At 60.3% G+C, this 16,783-nt stretch carries 16 protein-coding genes; 5 read left to right on the forward strand and 11 right to left on the reverse strand.

All coding sequences use genetic code 11. The features are described from left to right. From VPH40_RS03800 to VPH40_RS03815, 4 genes are all read right to left on the reverse strand, one after another. The gene (locus VPH40_RS03800) at positions 1-1,344 is read right to left on the reverse strand and encodes a sensor histidine kinase (protein ID WP_289904845.1); all 1,344 of its coding nucleotides are present in this window, start codon (positions 1,342-1,344) and stop codon (positions 1-3) included. Further along, positions 1,344-2,738 (reverse strand): class I SAM-dependent methyltransferase, encoded by a 1,395-nt coding sequence (locus VPH40_RS03805; RefSeq protein ID WP_099667840.1) that lies wholly within the window; start codon positions 2,736-2,738, stop codon positions 1,344-1,346. The genes VPH40_RS03800 and VPH40_RS03805 overlap by 1 nt, the downstream gene beginning before the upstream one ends. 264 nt (positions 2,739-3,002) lie before the next feature. After that, positions 3,003-4,028 (reverse strand): AraC family transcriptional regulator, encoded by a 1,026-nt coding sequence (locus VPH40_RS03810; RefSeq protein ID WP_328572705.1) that lies wholly within the window; start codon positions 4,026-4,028, stop codon positions 3,003-3,005. Then, the gene (locus tag VPH40_RS03815) at positions 4,028-4,936 is read right to left on the reverse strand and encodes a GGDEF domain-containing protein (RefSeq protein ID WP_077404925.1); all 909 of its coding nucleotides are present in this window, start codon (positions 4,934-4,936) and stop codon (positions 4,028-4,030) included. The genes VPH40_RS03810 and VPH40_RS03815 overlap by 1 nt, the downstream gene beginning before the upstream one ends. A 305-nt stretch (positions 4,937-5,241) precedes the next feature. On the opposite strand from VPH40_RS03815, the gene VPH40_RS03820 reads away from it, so the two are divergent. Together VPH40_RS03820 and VPH40_RS03825 are read left to right on the forward strand one after the other, a co-directional pair. After that, entirely contained in the window at positions 5,242-7,773 is a 2,532-nt protein-coding gene (locus VPH40_RS03820) for a TonB-dependent receptor (RefSeq protein WP_328572706.1), read from the forward strand. Positions 7,774-7,790: 17 nt separating this feature from the next. Further along, complete coding sequence (locus VPH40_RS03825; protein ID WP_328572707.1) at positions 7,791-9,650, forward strand: phytase; 1,860 nt, start codon at positions 7,791-7,793, stop codon at positions 9,648-9,650. Positions 9,651-9,731: 81 nt separating this feature from the next. Here the strand turns inward: VPH40_RS03825 and VPH40_RS03830 are convergent, their stop codons facing one another. The 6 genes from VPH40_RS03830 to VPH40_RS03855 all read right to left on the reverse strand — a co-directional run bounded on the left by VPH40_RS03830 (position 9,732) and on the right by VPH40_RS03855 (position 12,950). Further along, entirely contained in the window at positions 9,732-10,145 is a 414-nt protein-coding gene (locus VPH40_RS03830; RefSeq protein WP_328572708.1) for a hypothetical protein, read from the reverse strand. A gap of 295 nt (positions 10,146-10,440) precedes the next feature. After that, complete coding sequence (locus tag VPH40_RS03835) at positions 10,441-10,941, reverse strand: hypothetical protein (protein ID WP_143451558.1); 501 nt, start codon at positions 10,939-10,941, stop codon at positions 10,441-10,443. 497 nt (positions 10,942-11,438) lie between these two features. Beyond that, a complete protein-coding gene (locus tag VPH40_RS03840) occupies positions 11,439-11,741 on the reverse strand; it encodes a hypothetical protein (RefSeq protein ID WP_328572709.1) in 303 nt (100 codons plus the stop codon). An 85-nt stretch (positions 11,742-11,826) separates the two neighbouring features. Next, on the reverse strand, positions 11,827-12,258 hold the full coding sequence (locus VPH40_RS03845; protein WP_328572710.1) for a hypothetical protein: 432 nt from the start codon (positions 12,256-12,258) through the stop codon (positions 11,827-11,829). Positions 12,259-12,351: 93 nt separating this feature from the next. Then, the gene (locus tag VPH40_RS03850; protein ID WP_143451556.1) at positions 12,352-12,786 is read right to left on the reverse strand and encodes a hypothetical protein; all 435 of its coding nucleotides are present in this window, start codon (positions 12,784-12,786) and stop codon (positions 12,352-12,354) included. Further along, complete coding sequence (locus VPH40_RS03855) at positions 12,783-12,950, reverse strand: hypothetical protein (RefSeq protein ID WP_328572711.1); 168 nt, start codon at positions 12,948-12,950, stop codon at positions 12,783-12,785. The genes VPH40_RS03850 and VPH40_RS03855 overlap by 4 nt, the downstream gene beginning before the upstream one ends. A 220-nt stretch (positions 12,951-13,170) precedes the next feature. On the opposite strand from VPH40_RS03855, the gene VPH40_RS03860 reads away from it, so the two are divergent. Together VPH40_RS03860 and VPH40_RS03865 are read left to right on the forward strand one after the other, a co-directional pair. Beyond that, the gene (locus tag VPH40_RS03860; protein ID WP_328572712.1) at positions 13,171-14,049 is read left to right on the forward strand and encodes an EamA family transporter; all 879 of its coding nucleotides are present in this window, start codon (positions 13,171-13,173) and stop codon (positions 14,047-14,049) included. Positions 14,050-14,216: 167 nt separating this feature from the next. Further along, the gene (locus tag VPH40_RS03865) at positions 14,217-14,624 is read left to right on the forward strand and encodes a c-type cytochrome (RefSeq protein ID WP_180278783.1); all 408 of its coding nucleotides are present in this window, start codon (positions 14,217-14,219) and stop codon (positions 14,622-14,624) included. Between the two features lie 185 nt (positions 14,625-14,809). On the opposite strand, the gene VPH40_RS03870 is transcribed toward VPH40_RS03865, so the two are convergent. Then, on the reverse strand, positions 14,810-15,073 hold the full coding sequence (locus VPH40_RS03870) for a DUF378 domain-containing protein (protein WP_218965320.1): 264 nt from the start codon (positions 15,071-15,073) through the stop codon (positions 14,810-14,812). A gap of 321 nt (positions 15,074-15,394) precedes the next feature. Between VPH40_RS03870 and VPH40_RS03875 the strand changes: the two genes are divergently transcribed. Beyond that, positions 15,395-16,783 carry a methyl-accepting chemotaxis protein gene (locus VPH40_RS03875; RefSeq protein WP_328572713.1) on the forward strand — a complete coding sequence of 463 codons (1,389 nt, stop codon included), beginning with the start codon at positions 15,395-15,397 and terminating at the stop codon, positions 16,781-16,783.

The raw sequence follows: 16,783 nt of genomic DNA on the forward strand, positions 1-16,783 counted from the left end.
CTAACGGCCCTCCCAATCGGAGCGCTGCAAGTCGAAATTCATGCTGGCCCACGCGCCCAGCTCGCTTTCGGCCGTGAGGGTGCCGCCGTGGCGCTCGATCACGCCATAGCTGATGCTCAGACCGAGGCCCAGGCCCTGCCCCACTTCGCGCGTGGTAAAGAACGGCTCGAACACGCGCGCCAGGTTTTCCGGGGCGATGCCGGGGCCGTTGTCGCGCACGCTGATGCGCAGGCGGTTCTCGTCCCAGTGGGCCGTGATGCGGATCTCGAACGGCGGCGCATTGCCCTTGCGCATGGACAGCACGGCATTGCCCAGCAAGTTGATCAGCACACCCACGATGGCCGCCTCGTCGCCGCGCACCAGGGTGTCGACCGGCAAGTCGTGGCTGATGCTGACATTCTTCGTTTCATGGCCCACCAGGCGGATGGCCGCGTCGAGCGCGCTGCGGAACTGGAAGTGCCCCGTTTCCAGCTGGTTGCCGCTCTTGCGGTAGGCAAAGGTCTTCAAGTCGGACACGATGTGCTGCACGCGCAGCATGCCCTGCTTGGCGTCGGCCAGGCATTCGCTGACGAGCGCGCTTTGCTTGGCGGCCGGGTCTTCGATGGCCACCTCGATGGCCATCATGCAGAAATTCACGGGGTTATTGACTTCATGCAGCATGCCGGCGGCCAGGGTGCCGATGGCAGCCATTTTCTCCTGCTGCAGCATCTGCCCCTTGATATCGGCCAGACTTTTGTTGGTTTCTTCCAGCTGCGTGTTCTTTTGCGCCACTTCCGCCTTCAGCTGGAACAGCATGAAGCGGGCGCGCTCATTGAAATAGGTAAACACGGCACTGATGCTGGCCGACATGATAAGGAACAAACAGTTGACGACAAACGTACCCGCCAGGTCGAAGCCGCCCGCATGCCAGGCACAGGCGCCCACATACAGCAGGCAGGAGATGGCGCCGAAAACCATATTCTGCCACAAGCCGAAGGCCAGCACGATGCCCGACGAATAGATGGCCAGGGTCATGCCCACGTAATAGATCGAGGTGGCGCCCTCCGTGACGGCGATCATCCAGGCGATCATGATTTGCGGCAGGATCAGCCAGACAAAGGTCAAGCCCTGGATGCGGTCCTGCGCCCAGCGCGTGCGCATGGCCAGCACGACGCAAAAGATCAGCACGGACACGAGGATGCGCGCAGTGGTGAACGCCGACTGCTTGTCCGGATACAGGGCCGAATCGAGGCCCATGCCCAGCAGGATCAGCACGATGCCCGTGTACGCCCCGCCGCGGCTGAATTCCAGGCGGAAGTCGCGCAAAACGGCCGTGTAGCCGGCGTGCAGGCCTGGCGTATCCATCAAGGGATGCTCACTTCCGCAAACACATTCACGCCCGTGGCATCGACATAGATCAGCGGGTCCGTCGCATGCTCGGGCAGCAAGGCCGACAGGCCCTCTTCATTGCGATAGATCAAATGCCATTCCAGCAAGTGCTCCATGCCGAACTTGCCGGGGTTGTTCGCGTGCACATTGGTGACGAGCAAACGTCCGCCCGGCCCCACGCGCGAGGCGAAATGCATCAGCAGGCGCGCGCACACCTTGTCGGACAGATAGTCGAACAGGCCGGCGCAATACACGGCGTCGAAACTGCCGGGCAAGCCCGTGATACCGGCGCCATGGCGGCGCTTGAGCAGGTTGTGCACGGAATCGTGCACATAATCGATCTCGACCACGCGTCCCGTGCGCTGCATGATGGTGGTCAGCCGCGCGCGCGTCCAGTCCAGGGTCTCGCTGCTGAAGTCGACCAGTTCGAAGGCCAGCCACTGCGCGTCCGGGCACGTTTCCAGGAAGCGCTGCACCTCGATGGCCGGGCCGCAGCCCACGTTGAGCACTTTATACACGCGCCCGGCAGCGCGCGCCGCGGCCGCCTTCTGCGACAGGAATTCCGTCAGGATATCGATGCGGTTGCGGTGCGCCGTGGCGACAGCCGCCTGCAGGAAGGCCGCATTGACGATCTGAAAGTACGTGCTCGGCCCCTGGCGCGGGTCGTCCAGCAGCTGGTTGACCATCTGGTAATCGCCCGCGTAACCGAGCGGCTTGGTAAACGTGCGGAAGACGAACGGCGCGCGCAGGATCAATGGATGCAGCGCCGCCTGGGCGAAGGCGCGGTGCGCGGGCGCCCGCTCTTCCTCGACGAGCGACGCTTCCACTTCGAGCTGGCGCAGGTACAGCTGGGTTTGCTCCATCAGCGGCAAGGCCAGTTCGTCGAAGATATCGGGGCGCAGCCGGCCGTTTTCCTTGGGCAGCGAGTCGGACAAGTCGACTTGCTCGACCCAGCGCGACACTTCCGACAGGAAGGCGCGCATTTCGTTGACGACGATCTGGTAATCGCGGCGGATGCGGAAGCGCTCGCCCCAGCCGGCGACAAAGGCGCTGGACTCTTTCTGCACGGCGCCCTTGACCACCACCACGTCGCTCAGCTCGCGCCACTCGTCGATCAGGGTCACGGAAACGATGGCGGTCAGGCCCGTGTTGACGCTGCTGATGACGACGGCCTTGCCCACGTAGGCGTTTTTCGCCCCCATGCGCACCGTCACGTCATTGAGCACCTCGCTGACCTGCACAATCGAGTATGGATTATAGATTTCCATGACCAGCGAATTGCGCTGCAAGTTGAAAATCGTGCCGCGCACCGCCTCACCCTGGGTGTTGCGGAAACTGACGACTGGATCGATCTGCGATTGTGAATACACGATTGAGCATTATCAAGTTGCCCGGTTTCCGGCGCACCCCACGGGTGACGCCAGTTTCCAGGCTGGGTTAAGGCACGGCACACCGGTCGTCTGCCGCCGGCACCGCCATCAAGATGACGGAATTGCGGCGTCGTTTGACGCCGTGCCGGAGCGCCTCAAAGCGCGTCTGTTCGCTCTCTGATCGAGTGTACTATGGATGTAGCAGAACGGGCAATTGTTCCCTCAGGAACGACTGTCCGTGGCGCTGGCGCGCAACGCCGGCGGTCAACCTGCCACAAAAAGGGTCAAAGCATGGCGCAGCAACTGCGGCGTTTGCCCCGTCCAGCGCTTGAACGAGCGGCGGAAGTTGGTGGCATCATGAAAGCCAAGATAGGCGGCCACGGCATCGTTGTCGTAGCCATGCGCCTGGAACAGATAGATCGCCTTGTGCGCGCGCACCTGGTCCAGCTCGGCCTGGAAATGCGTGCCATGGCGCGCCAGGTGGCGTTTCAGGGTGGCGGGACTGACGCCGAACTCCTGCGCCGTGCGTTCCAGGGTCGGCGCGCAGCGGATATTGGCCAGCAGATAGTCGTACAGCGCACCGAGCAGGCTCGCCGCCGGCACGGGCGCCACGGCCGCCGCACGCAAGGCCAGCGCCGCCGCCGTGGCATTGCCGCGCGGCCAGGGCTTATCCAGCCAGCTGGAATCGATGAGCATGGCGTCGACCTGGCAATCGAAGCGCAGCGCCTGGCCCAGGTGCACTTCGTGCTGCTCGACGTGGCGGGGCCGCGCCCGGTTGAAGCAAAAGCGCCACGGCAGCGCTTCGCCCGCCAGCCAGCGGCACATGGCCGCCAGCGCCGTCATGTGCATTTCCACCAGAAAAGGCAGCTGGCTGGGCGCGCCGAATGCATCGACCCAGTACAGCACATGCATGTCGCCCGCCTCGCGCAAGCGCGGCTGCAACAGCGGACACAGCAAGGTATGGAATTCGCACAGGATGCCAAGCGCCTGGCGCAGATTCTGCGCCTGCAGCAAGGCGTGGCTGGCCGCGCCGTAATGGCCGGGCAGCATTTGCTGGCCCAGCATGAAGCTGGTATCGGCACTGTCCAGGCCGCGCGCCACGTTGGCCAGCAATTGCAGGTATTGCGCGGCGCTGACCTGGCTTTCCGCGGACGGCAGCGCGCCGCCATCGAGGCCCGTGCCCTTGAGCAGCGGCGCCACGGCCAGTTCGCGGCTGCGCGCATAATCGAGCACCAGCGCCGGCTGGTGATGGGCCGCGATGCTGGGGTCGCCTTGCTGGTTCAGCGGCATCAGGCGGGCGCAGCGGAACTGGCCCTGGGGCCGGCGCTGCGGCCGGGCGTTTCCACGGCCCGGCTCAGCTCGGCCAACACCACTTCCGGCACGCCATCGGTGAGCGCGCACGCATGCCGCAGGCTCAGGCGGATTTCGCGGTTGTCGTTGGCGTGGTGGCGCATCTGCCCCACCATCGCGCACAGGTGGCGCGCCTTCGCGGCCGCATCCTCGCGCGACACGCCCGGCATCAGCACGGCGAAGCGGTCGCCCGCATAGCGGCACAGCAAGTCGTCATTGCGCAAGTTCAACAGCAGCATGTGGCCCACGGCTTGCAGCACGCGGTCGCCTTCGCGGTGGCCGTATTCGCGGTTAATCAAGTGAAAGCTGTCGATGTCGAGCAAGACCAGCGCGCAATCGAGGCCGGGCCGGCGCTCCTGTTCCAGGCGCATCTGCGTGCGCAGGTAGCTGGCGTCGGCCAGCTGCGTGATGCGGTCGAAGGCGCGGTGGTCGCGGAACAGGCGCTCGCGCTTTTGCAGGTGCTCGTTCAGGCGGAACTGTTCCTGGCGCCAGTAATACATGCCGATCGTCAGCACCAGCATGCCGAACGGAATCAAGGCTTCCAGCCAGTTATCCCACACGGCGCTCTTGTCGACGGCAAAGAATTCGTCCAGGCAATCGGCCCAGGAGCCCAGCATGATGGCGCACAGGCCGCCGGCAATCAGGCGCGTCACCAGCCCGCGGGGACGACTGCTGAGAGTGAACAGGAACCAGATGCCCGCCATGACGGCCGTGCCGCCTTCGCAGACGATATCCATCCACTTCCAGATGGCAAACGGTTTAAGGTGCCCCAGTGTGGCGTACAGGAACAAGAACAAGGGCAACGCGAGCGCGGCGGCAATCAGGCTGTTACGGTGCAACGGCAGCATGTGGGAAACCTTTAAAAGTGGTGCTGTCGCCACGATAGCGCCCGCCCATGACGGCACGATGACATGCCCCACGCCCGTGCGGCAGGTGCAAACGGCTCATCATTAACAGCGCAGCCGATGCAAATCCGGCAAGCAGCATCCCGTGCGCCCTGCGCTGGCAGGTCATTTCAGCTCACCATGATTCATTTCCAGCTGGAAAGCGCTCACAGGCCGTTGTTTTCAAGGTGGCAAGCCCTTGCCTGTCACGCAATCGTCATATTTGCTGCCTAGAATCCGCCCGGTTCCTTCCCCTAACCGAGCTCTTCATGAAAACCATGCACACATCGTTCCCCTCCCCGCTGCGCCTGACGGCCGTGGCCCTCGGCATCATGGCCGTCTTCAGCGGCCAAAGCCATGCGCAAGATGCGGATGGCCAGCCGGCCGCCACCGTGGTCGTCAGCGGCCAGCGCGCCAGCCTGCGCAACGCCATCGCCGCACAAGAGAAAGCGGACAACATCATCAGCGTCATCAGCAGCGACGATATCGGCGGCTTGCCGGACAAAAACGCGGCCGAGGCGCTGGCCCGCTTGCCGGGCGTGTCCGTGCAGCGCGACCAGGGCGAAGGCCGCTACATCACCGTGCGCGGCCTGGGCCCGGACTTGAACGCCGTCACCATCAACGGCGCGCTGGTGCCGTCGCCGGAAGCGGGCCGCCGCGCCGTGGCGCTGGACATCCTGCCTGCCGGCCTGATCCGCACGCTGGAAGTCTCGAAGACCTTGCTGCCTGAAATGGACGCCAACTCGCTGGGCGCCACCGTCGAAGTCAAATCGCTGTCCGCCTTCGACTTGCCGGGCAAGCTGCTGTCGGCCAACGTGGGCGCCAGCATTGACGAAAAGACGGGCAAGACCAGCCCCAGCGGCGGCGCCCTGTGGGCCCAGCGCTTCCTCGACGGCAAGCTGGGCGTAGCCGCCGGCCTGAGCGCGGAAAAGCGCTCGTTCGGCTCCGACGACGTGGAAACGGGCGGCGCCTGGAGCAAGGGTAAGTTGTCGGGCCTGGAATTGCGCGACTACCTGCCCGTGCGCAAGCGCGGCGCGCTGGCCGTCAACCTCGATTACCGTCCCGAAGCGGGCAACAGCTGGTTCCTGCGCTCCTTCGCCAGCGAATTTTCCGACGATGAAGTGCGCGACCGCCTGACCATCAGCAATATCGCGGGCGGCAGCCTGGCCGAAGGAGCCACGGCCAGCGCACGCGCCGAGCGCCGCATCCGCCAGCGCAAGTACACGCAGCAAGTGCGCTCCTTAGTCCTGGGCACGCAGCAGAAATCGGGCGACTGGACCCTGGACGTGAAAGGCGGCATGAGCCGCGCCACGGAAGACACGCCGGAGTCGCTGAACGACGGCCGTTTCCGCGGCACCAGCAATTTCGCCGGCATCAGTTTCACGGATACGCAGGAACCGAAATTGAGCGGCCCCGCCTCGCTGTACGACCCGGCCAGCTATGCGCTCAACGCCATCACCCTGCAAAAACGCTACTCGAAGGACAATGAACACCACGCGCGCATCGACCTGGCGCGCAAGTTCGACATCGCCACCCTGAAATTCGGCGCGAAAGTCAGCCGCCGCGAAAAAACCAATGACACGGATCAATGGGCCTATAACAGCAGCAAGGCTTCCAGCGGCAATTACTGGGGCGCCGGTTCCACGTCGATGAGCAACTTCGTGCAAGGCCACACGCTCGACTACGACCTGGGCAACATCGGCGTGGCCCTGGACCCGGCCCTCATCCGCGCCCGCGTGGCGGGACTGGACCGCGCCAAGGCGCGCCTGGCCACGGAGTCCATCATCAACGACTACCGCATGCATGAAGACATCAACGCCATGTATGTGCAGAACAGCTACGACTTCGACGCTTGGCACATCCTGGGCGGCGTGCGCGCCGAGCGCACCAGTTTCGAAGCGGCCGGCTCGCAAGTGGACAGCGCCGGCATCGCCACGGCCTTGACGCGCGAACGCTCGTACACCAATTGGCTGCCAAACCTGCAAACCCGTTATGACCTGGATCAACATACCAGCGTGCGGGCCGCCTGGACGCAAGCCGTGGTGCGCGCCAACTTCAGCCAGCTGGCGCCCGGCATCAGCCTGGCCAGCAACACGGAAGCCGTGATCGGCAACCCGGACTTGAAGCCGCTGAAGGCCAACAACCTGGACCTCGGCATTGAGCGCGTGCTGGGCAATGACGGCGTGATGTCGGCGTATGGTTTCTACAAGGACATCAAGAATTTTACGTACACAACGAACCTGGCCGGCACGGGACAGTGGGCCGGCTACACGACGGCGACCTCGTATGCGAATGGTGACGCAGCCAAAGTGAAAGGCATCGAACTGGCCTACATGCAGCCGTTGCGCATGCTGCCGGCGCCATTCAACAAGTTTCTCGTCGGCGTGAACGGCACCCTGAGCACCTCGAGCGCGCAAATCGGCCGCTTCGACAAGGCCAGCAACAAGCAGCTGAACCGCGACATCCGCCTGCCGGGCCAGTCGAACCAGGTGATGAACTTGATGCTGGGCTATGAAACGGGCCCGGTCAGCGCCCGCCTGGCCCTCAACTACAAGTCGCCTTACCTGCTGGAAATGGGCAACGACATCCTCGACCAAAGCCAGGACCATATCGTCGCCGGCCAGAAGCAGCTCGATTTCTCGCTGTCGTACCAGATCAACAAGCAATTCCAGCTGATGTTCGAGGCGGCCAACTTGAACAACGAGAAATACTATGTTTACCAGGGCACGAAGCAATACAACGTGCAAAACGAACAATACGGCCGCACTTTCAAGGTGAGCCTGAAAGCCAGCGCCTTCTGATGATGACTCCCAATAATATGAAAAAAACCGTACTCTGCAGCGCCCTGCTGGCTGCCTTTTGCCTCGCGGGCACGGCGCAAGCCGCGCCTGCCAACGCTGTGCCTTCCTTCACGCAGGAAGCGGAGGAACTGGCGCGCCTGCCCGGCGGCGGCTGGCTGCTACTCGACAAGCACGGCTTGCGCCTGTTCAACGCAGCCGGTCTGGAACAGGACCGCATCGCCGTGCGCGCCAAGCAGCTCGACACGCGCAGCGATGGCGGCAAGGTGCTGGCCGTGTTCCTTGAGGCGGACACGCAGCGCCCGCTGCCCGTCTCCGTCGACGTGCAGGCCGGCAAGCTGGTCAAACTGGCGCCGTTTCCCGTGCCGACGTTTTCCGTGGAAGCGTCGTGCCTGTACCGCGACGCCCAGCAGCTGGCCCATCTGTTCTTGATCGGCAAGGATGGGCAAGCGGAACAGTGGGTGATGCAGGGCGAACAGCGCAGCCTGGTGCGCAAACTGGCCTTGCCGCCGCACGCCAAGCATTGCCGGGTCGACGATGGCGCCCAGCGCCTGCTGGTGAGCGAGTCCAACATGGGCGTGTGGGCGTATGACGCCGAGTCCGAAGGCATGAGCAAGCGCGAAGTAGTCGCCCTGCGCAAGCCGTATGGCCAGCTGGACGGTGGCGCCGGTGCACTGGCCGTGCTGCCGGGCGGCGTGGCCGTGCTCGACGGCAAGGCAGACAAGCTGCATCTGTTCTCCCGCCAGGGAAGTCAATGGACGGCGCAGCCAGCCCAAGCCGTGGCCTTGAACGTGCGCAAGGGTGAAAGCCAGCTGGCGCTGGACAAGGACTCCTTGCTGCTGCGCGGCAAGAATGGTTGGCAAACGCGGCCCTTGAAATGGGCTGGCAAAGCGGAAACGCAGCCTGCCGTGGCCATCATCGCCCCGCAAGCCCAGACGGAGCCGATGGCGCGCCAGGGCGACGCGGCCGACGATCCGGCCATCTGGCTGTCCAGCAATCCGGCCGACGCACGCATCCTCGGCACCAACAAGAAGCAAGGCTTACTGGTCTACGACCTGCAAGGCAAACAGACCCAGCTGCTGGAAGTGGGCCGCCTGAACAACGTCGACGTGCGGCAGAATATCCAGTTGGGCAGCAGCAAGGTCGACCTGGCCGTCGCCACCCAGCGCGACGATAACAGCATGATGTTGTTCACCATCAATGCCAGCGGCGACGTGGCGGAAGCGGGCCGCTTCCCTACGGGATTGAAAAGCATCTACGGCATGTGTCTGTACCAACCAGCCAGCGGCGGCGTGGAAGCGTTCATCAACGACAAGGATGGCACTTTCCAGCAATACAGCATTGGCTTGAACGGCAACAAGTTCACCGCCACCCTCTTGCGCAGCTTCAAGGTCGCCACCCAACCGGAAGGCTGCGTGGCCGACGATGTCAACGCCCGCCTCTTCTTGGGCGAGGAAACGCGCGGCATCTGGACCACCTCGGCCGACGCCGCCAAACCGGACGCCCTCACCATGGTCTTGCCCGTGGGCGCGCACCTGACGGCCGACGTGGAAGGCATGGCCATCTACCGCCAGCCAGGCGCCAAGACCAACACCGGCTACCTGATCGTTTCCAGCCAGGGCGACAGCAGCTACGTGGTGCTCGACGCGCAAGCGCCATATAAAGTGCGCGGCCGCTTCAAGGTGGGCTTCAACCTGCCCGCCGGCATCGACGGCACCTCGGAAACGGACGGCCTCGACGTCACCTCCGCCAACCTGGGCGGCGCGTACGCGCAAGGCATGCTGGTAATCCAGGACGGCTACAAGCGCCTGCCCGATGGACCGCAGAACTTCAAGTATGTGGCGTGGGGGGATGTGGCGAAGGCGTTGAAGCTGGACTAATCAGACTGGAGCGGGGCCGGTCCGCCGGGGGAATGCGCACCAATGGGGCGCATTCCAATCCCGAGGAGCCCGGCCCCGATACTATCTGCGCGGCATATCGATATGAAATGGCAGGCGCTTGCCGCACAAGTCCACCCTACCCGACACGGCTAGTCGATCCGCCGACAATTCAATGATGTTGACGGCCGACACGTCACCATATTCCATCATATAGATACCCGATTCCTCCGCCTCGGGATGCATATCCAGCATCCCGATCGCAAACGCTCCTCCCTGCCCTTCCGGTATGCACAAGCCATGCAGGAAAAAAACCGGCGGATACAGCGCCCACGACCATTCCGCATCCTCCGGCTCGGTCAAGCGCATAAACACCTCATCGTCGCCATGGATATCGATATTCAGCTCCAGCATGCCGCTGCCATGCGTTTCCAGACTAATGCTTGATTTCGCTACATCCACTTCAAAATTGGTGCTGCCGATACTAAAAACAGTCATTCAATACTTCTCCTGAGTTACAAGCAAATAGACGGTGCGATAAACAGCAAGAAATGCAGGATTGCCGTGTCTTCACCATATTAATTTAACTATTATCAATACGCACAGCAATGACATTAAACTTTACCACCTTTAATAATGCCAATGAATGCAAGAAAGGGGCGTTTACTCTGTAAAACAGGTAAAACTTGTAATATCCGCTTCCGCCCCGAAGCGCCCCCCGCTAAATAGCCTTATCGCTCTGTGAACGTAGCAATCATAATTGGTATCAAAGTAAGCGATTTGGGGTTGCAGTTCAGTGCGTTCGGTCGTGTTCCTTGCTCCATTCGTCTAAGATCGCGATCGCTGCATGGACGCGTTCCAATCTACTGTTATCAAACCAGGGGAAGTGAGAATCAGTGTAGCTCTGGCAATACGCAGATTGCTCATCCGGAGTTTTCTCCAGAAACGTCGATCGAAGAATATCCATAATCAACCGCGCCTTTACAAAAGCGATAGGATCGGCACCGGAGTGTGGCAACGGAAACAGCGGGACGAGTTCATAGAACCGGCGATCAATGCCAGCGATCAGTTCGCGGTTGTCGTCTATCCAAACCTCATATCGGACGCGCCGTGTGCCGTCGTTAGCTGGGTCTATACGGTTACAGTAACGCAGTATGGCTTCAGGAGCTACTCGCCAGCCCTCGATAGCACCCAACTGAGTTTGAATGCGATAGCTTTCTTCGCTCGCAGAGGTATTCATTGGATGGAGCAAAATGGCGAGCAGGCAGATGGCGAAGGCACGAAAAAAAGGCATGGTGAGGGCGAATTCAAGTAGTTGCTAAGTGTACGGGACCGGATTAAACGGCGGCTTATGGCTGGCTGCTGTCGTTGGCAGGTTCCGCCCCAAAGAGGAAGTTCGAAATTATTCCTCGTCACGCAATTGCGCCCGAGCTTCTAACAGAGCTTGACCATATTCCATATTAAATGGAGCTACTGATTTCTTCTCAAAAATGCAGCACAAATTCCAAAGTGCCCTTTGTTCTGCTTGGTCTATTATGTTCAATTGACCTGAATCAGAGTAGCGCCTCAAAAACTCAAATAACACAAGGGCTTCGTCAGCATTTAGTGTTATGTGAACTTCAGATTTTATATGCTCGTTCATATGATGTAAATTCGCGCTTTATCTTCGCCTGCAAATGGCCGATTGCCGCTGTTGGCAGGTGAAACAAATTCCTTGTTTTTCTGCTTTTGGCCGAACTCAGCATAAATCTTCAGGACAGAATTTCACGAAATCATGAATTTTCTTTTCCGTCATTCATCTTTCTCCACCGCCTCATTCCTTGGAAGCGCCAATTGCGCAGCACGCCACTTGGGCGCACGCCAAATTCCAATAACGACTGCTAAAAAAGTAATCGGAAGAAAGTAGCCAGAAGTATACGCAAGATTTGGCGCGTGTCGCGCCAACCCAAAGAATAAGCCTAGGATATAAAACAAGGCATAACTCGCGGCAAGCCAAACCCAAGGATTTAACATGGGACGTTTAGCAAAATAATTCACTATTTTTGCAGAAGTGAATAATAAGCCAAGCCAGATGATCAGAGAGATAATTTGCATATTAAGATATTGCAATCATATTTTATTTTAAAGTTTTTGCAAGTTCGAGTCGCTTGTGAACGTCTGGATTTGGCCGGAATCGGCATCACCGTTTCTGATACAGAAATGTTGGACACGTTCCCGCCCCATCTTTGCTAAATTTAACCACCTGAGTCAGGACAGCGGCGACGTCATGATACTCGCTCAGCGGCAACACCTTGTCCTGGTCGGTATCACGCTCACAAGACAAGACAGCGTTGGATTCGCAGCGCAGAACATGCAACAACGCTTGCAAAAACATATCTGGGCTTGGCCAAAGATATGCACGCTTACGGTCAAGTGTAGGCAGTAGAGCAATCATTTTTCCCTCACCGTCGCCAGGCTTCACAATCTTGCCAAGCAAAGTCTCGCCCACATAGCAAAGCAATTCGTCAGTCTCTCCGAAGGTCGTGACAAACGGCTTTATCGAAATAGTTTCTACTTGTGCCGGAATACGTAGCCAAAATGAATCCGGTGAGAATATGAACGTTGAGGTCATTACAAATCTGATGAGGTTGAAGTAAGGTACTGGCTGTCTGCTTGTGGCCGTATGCAGAAGTACACTGCACTCGTCAACCGTAATAGTACTCAGTTAAAATCCAGATGCACGTTCCAGGCAAAGGGCGTCGAATCGGGTGGAGGTTTCGCCGTTTAACTGGCTATTTAACAAGGCATCCATGTCCGCAAGAAAACGCTCAAGTTCAAAGTCCTTCAGTCGCCTTTTTTCTAGCACTTTTCGAACTTGGCCAGTGACATCCTCGTAAAGTGCTTTCCGACGCTCGACATGCGTTGCTTGAACAAAAAACTGCAGATCCAACATAACATCAATGTATAAGGTATTAGTTGCCTTGGTGAGTCGTATTCGCTGCCTATGGCCAAGTTCCGGATCCCGGCAATTCAGCACTACCACTAGCGCAGACAATCCTTTTCCATAATACACATCAGCCAAAGATGTTGTGTCCACCACCTTAAAAGCATGGTCTATCTTAGATTCCCAATTAATGTCCGAAAGTAGATTTAATCTCATTTTTCAATTTTCAGAAAATGCCCTAAACGATCAGGGCTTCTCGCTGCCATCGGCAAATGAGCATAACGAATCACCCCGCGAGAAAAGTCACGCATTGTCACGTCAACGCGAATGGCTGCTTCTGGCTGATTACCGACTCTTTTAGTCAAAATGCCGATTAGCATTAGTATCAATCTTTAACGTGCTAATGGTAAAGGCTGTTCGATTAGGAGCGGCGACTTCTGACCATTCGTAAACAATTCCGCAACTGTAGCGTATTTTGCAACATGATATCGAAAAAGAAGCCGCGATGCACCAGTCATGTCAGCAACTACCTCGTTAAATCTCCTCGGCTTACCAATCTGCCAGCGACTGCCAGCCTCAGGCATATTAAAATACCGTCCCATGACCTCCCCCGCCTCGACCTCCTCCCTCCCAGACAGCATCTTGCTCCCGTCCCTAGCCGTCCTGGGAGGGCAGATTTCCGTCAATCTGGGGGCGGCGATTGCGAAGAATCTGTTTCCCGTCATTGGCGTGGAAGGGATCACGGCGTACCGGGTGGGGTTTTCGGCGCTGATACTGCTGGCCATCTTTCGGCCCTGGCGCTACCGGCTGACGCGCAAGGATGTGCTGAACTTGCTGGTCTATGGTTCCGTACTGGGGTTGATGAACTTGCTCATTTACCGGGCGTTTGCGCTGATACCGATCGGCATCGCGGTCGCCATCGAGGTGACGGGGCCGCTGGCCGTGGCCATGCTGTCGTCGCGCCGGCCGCGCGATTTGCTGGCCGTCGCGTGTGCCGTGTTCGGCTTGTATTTACTGTTACCGCTGCAAGGCAGCCCAGGCAGCCTGGACCCTGTCGGCGTGGCGTATGCGCTGGGGGCAGCCCTGTGCTGGGCGCTGTATATCATCTTCGGCAAGCGCGCCTCGACCTTGCAGGGTGGCCAAGCCGTGGCCTGGGGCATGACGGTGGCGGCCATGGTAACGGTGCCCATCGGCATCACCTACTCGGGCAAGGCCCTGCTGGCGCCGTCGATTGCCTTGATGGGCCTGGCCATTGCCATGCTGTCCAGCGCCCTGCCGTACTCTCTGGAAATCTTTGCCTTGCGCCGCTTGCCGCAAGGCGTGTTCGGCATGTTCAGCAGCGCGGCGCCCGCCGTCAGCGCACTGGCCGCCATGGCCGTGCTGGGAGAACTGCTGAGCCTGACCCAATGGCTGGCCATCGCCTGCATCGTGTTCGCGTCGGCCATGGCGGCGCTGGGCGCACAGGGCGGCAAGCGCTAGCGGCCTTCAGGCCATCCCGTATCGATTCCTGCGCGCTTCCCTTCCTGCCGCCATTCCCGCAGCCATTCCTGCGCCGCCGGGCATCGCTGCGCCGCTGACGGACAGGTTTTGATGCCCGCCTGTAAAATACGTCATTGCTTGCCATATCGTGCACTTCCGCCTCACCGATGACATACCCATTTCTTTTTCACTGGTTTTCCCCTCTCGCCGCCGCAGCCTTGCTGCTGGCGCCAGTCGCCGCCGCACAGGCGGCCGCTCCTGCCGCCCTCACGGGCAATGCCGAAGCGGGCAAGGCGGCCTTTCGCAAGTGCGCCTCTTGCCATCAGGTGGGGCCATCGGCGCGCGGCGGCTTCGGCCCCAAGCTGACGGGCGTGATCGGCCGCAAGGCCGGTGCCACTACCGACTATAAATACTCGGCGGCCATGAAAAACGTGAATATCGTCTGGACCGAGCAAAACCTGGCCGGCTTCCTGAAAGCACCGAGCGACTTCATTCCTGGCAACAACATGCGCTTCTGGGGCATCGGCAACGCCCAGCAAGTGGCCGATCTGCTGGCCTATCTGCGCACGCAGTAAGCGCATGCAATAAACGTATATGCAACGACGTCAGTGTCCAAACTGGCCGAGTGCCAGCCTGCACGCATGCAGGCACATGCACGCGCACAAGGCGGCATCAGGCCCGTGACGCCAGATCCAATTCCCGGCGCTTGCAGCACGCCCTTACGCTTCTTGTGCGCCGCCTCATGGTCGCGCAGACGACTCTAGGGCTTGGCCGGCAGCTTGCGCACGCACAGATAGATGGAATACAGCGCCGCCAGCCCTACCAGCACGTACACGCCGCGCGACGCCGTCGACATGGCGCCCAGGATGCGGGCCACGATATCGATATCGAACAAGCCCACCAGCGCCCAGTTCAAACCGCCCACGATCAGCAGGATCATCGAGATCCAGTCGACCACGTTCAGGCGCTTGGCCGACATTTCCTCATTTGCCGCACCGTCCGATCCTGCCTGGATATTCGCCATGTCAGCCTCCTGTGAATAAGAAGAAAGACCCGCCGTCGGGTCTGTGCAAAGAACAGTGTAGGCGCTGCACCGGCATGCGCCAGTCGGACGATACCTGGTATCGAGGTAGGACGCGTCTGTAATACGGCGAGTGATTTTATCTGGCAACAAATCATGCCGCTGTTGCTAAACAGGCAGTGACTAATTCCAATATGGAAATATTTATAGATTACTTAGTACCGCACTGCTACACTCATTTCACCCCAGCAACTTCAGGGGACAAGCGCCACGCCATGCCGCAGGCATGGGAGACGGCCACCATGGGACAACAGCTGAGGGGACATGAATATTTCAAACATACGTATCGGTGTGCGCCTGACCACAGGCTTTTTGCTCACTTCGCTTTTACTGGCCGTGGTGGTGGTCATCAGCACGTGGCAGTTGTCGACCGTGAGCGGGGAAATCGATAGCAGCGTGAACCAGCGCTATGCGCGCATCGCGCAATTGCAGGCCACGCGCAACAGTACGCAGGAACAGCCCGCCCTGCGCGAACTCGACCAGCAGATCGCCACGCAATCGGCGCAGATGCGCACGGCGGCCGAGGCGGCCATGGCCCGCGCGCACGATACCAGCGTGCTGATCATTGCGCTGGGCCTGGTCGGCGGCGTGTTGAGCCTGGCGACGGCCTGGATCATCAGCAGCGGCATCGTGCGGCCCTTGCGGCATGCCGTCAAAGTGGCGCGCAAGGTGGCTGGCGGCGACTTGAGCGAACATATCCGCGTCGATTCCCGCGATGAAGTGGGGCAACTGCTGCAAGCCCTGAAAGACATGAATGCCAGCTTGATCACGATTGTGGGCGAGGTGCGCGGCGGCACGCACGACATCGCGGGCGCCTCGGGCGAAATCGCCGCCGGCAACCTGGACTTGTCGCAGCGCACGCAGGCGCAAGCCAGTTCGCTGGAACGCACGGCCGCCTCGATGGACGAGCTGACGGGCACCGTCAAGCAAAATGCCGATAACGCACGGCAAGCCAATCAGCTGGCGCAATCGGCCGCCGCAGTGGCAGGCAAAGGAGGCGCGGTGGTGGCACAAGTGGTCGATACCATGAGCTCGATCAACGCTTCATCGAAAAAGATCGTTGACATCATCGGCGTCATCGACGCCATCGCCTTCCAGACGAATATCCTGGCCTTGAACGCGGCCGTGGAAGCGGCGCGGGCCGGAGAGCAAGGGCGCGGTTTTGCCGTCGTGGCCGCTGAAGTACGTACCCTGGCGCAACGCTCGGCCGGCGCGGCCAGGGAAATCAAACAGCTGATCGGCGACTCCGTCGAGCGGGTCGACGCAGGCGCGCGCCTGGTCGACACGGCCGGCGCCACCATGCGCGAAATCGTGGCCAGCGTGCACCGCGTAACGGACATCATGGGCGAAATCAGCATGGCCAGCGGCGAGCAATTGTCCGGCATCGAACAAGTCAATGCCGCCATCGTGCAAATGGAACAGGTAACGCAACAAAACGCGGCCCTGGTGGAACAGGCATCGTCCGCGGCAGCCAGCATGCAGCAGCGCGCCACGCTGCTGTCAGGCACGGTTGGCATCTTCAAACTGAGCCGTGATCAAGTGTCAGCCCAAGTCGGGCACGGCATCAGCCTGGTAGCCGCGCAGACCACGCACGCCGTCACCGCGCCGGCAAACCGCACTGCCGCAAGCCTTAGAGCGCGGCTGAAAGCCTGA

The sequence above is a fragment of the Janthinobacterium sp. P210005 genome (genome assembly GCF_036231865.1).
Taxonomy (GTDB): Bacteria; Pseudomonadota; Gammaproteobacteria; order Burkholderiales; family Burkholderiaceae_D; genus Janthinobacterium; species Janthinobacterium kumbetense.

Excerpts from the sequence above, each read along its gene's own strand:
- VPH40_RS03800 (WP_289904845.1), bottom strand. The coding sequence starts at position 1,344 with ATGGATACGCCAGGCCTGCACGCCGGCTACACGGCCGTTTTGCGCGAC.
- VPH40_RS03810 (WP_328572705.1), bottom strand. The coding sequence starts at position 4,028 with ATGCCGCTGAACCAGCAAGGCGACCCCAGCATCGCGGCCCATCACCAG.
- VPH40_RS03815 (WP_077404925.1), bottom strand. The coding sequence starts at position 4,936 with ATGCTGCCGTTGCACCGTAACAGCCTGATTGCCGCCGCGCTCGCGTTG.
- VPH40_RS03820 (WP_328572706.1), top strand. The coding sequence starts at position 5,242 with ATGAAAACCATGCACACATCGTTCCCCTCCCCGCTGCGCCTGACGGCC.
- VPH40_RS03825 (WP_328572707.1), top strand. The coding sequence starts at position 7,791 with ATGAAAAAAACCGTACTCTGCAGCGCCCTGCTGGCTGCCTTTTGCCTC.
- VPH40_RS03830 (WP_328572708.1), bottom strand. The coding sequence starts at position 10,145 with ATGACTGTTTTTAGTATCGGCAGCACCAATTTTGAAGTGGATGTAGCG.
- VPH40_RS03835 (WP_143451558.1), bottom strand. The coding sequence starts at position 10,941 with ATGCCTTTTTTTCGTGCCTTCGCCATCTGCCTGCTCGCCATTTTGCTC.
- VPH40_RS03840 (WP_328572709.1), bottom strand. The coding sequence starts at position 11,741 with ATGCAAATTATCTCTCTGATCATCTGGCTTGGCTTATTATTCACTTCT.
- VPH40_RS03845 (WP_328572710.1), bottom strand. The coding sequence starts at position 12,258 with ATGACCTCAACGTTCATATTCTCACCGGATTCATTTTGGCTACGTATT.
- VPH40_RS03850 (WP_143451556.1), bottom strand. The coding sequence starts at position 12,786 with ATGAGATTAAATCTACTTTCGGACATTAATTGGGAATCTAAGATAGAC.
- VPH40_RS03855 (WP_328572711.1), bottom strand. The coding sequence starts at position 12,950 with ATGCTAATCGGCATTTTGACTAAAAGAGTCGGTAATCAGCCAGAAGCA.
- VPH40_RS03860 (WP_328572712.1), top strand. The coding sequence starts at position 13,171 with ATGACCTCCCCCGCCTCGACCTCCTCCCTCCCAGACAGCATCTTGCTC.
- VPH40_RS03865 (WP_180278783.1), top strand. The coding sequence starts at position 14,217 with ATGACATACCCATTTCTTTTTCACTGGTTTTCCCCTCTCGCCGCCGCA.
- VPH40_RS03870 (WP_218965320.1), bottom strand. The coding sequence starts at position 15,073 with ATGGCGAATATCCAGGCAGGATCGGACGGTGCGGCAAATGAGGAAATG.
- VPH40_RS03875 (WP_328572713.1), top strand. The coding sequence starts at position 15,395 with ATGAATATTTCAAACATACGTATCGGTGTGCGCCTGACCACAGGCTTT.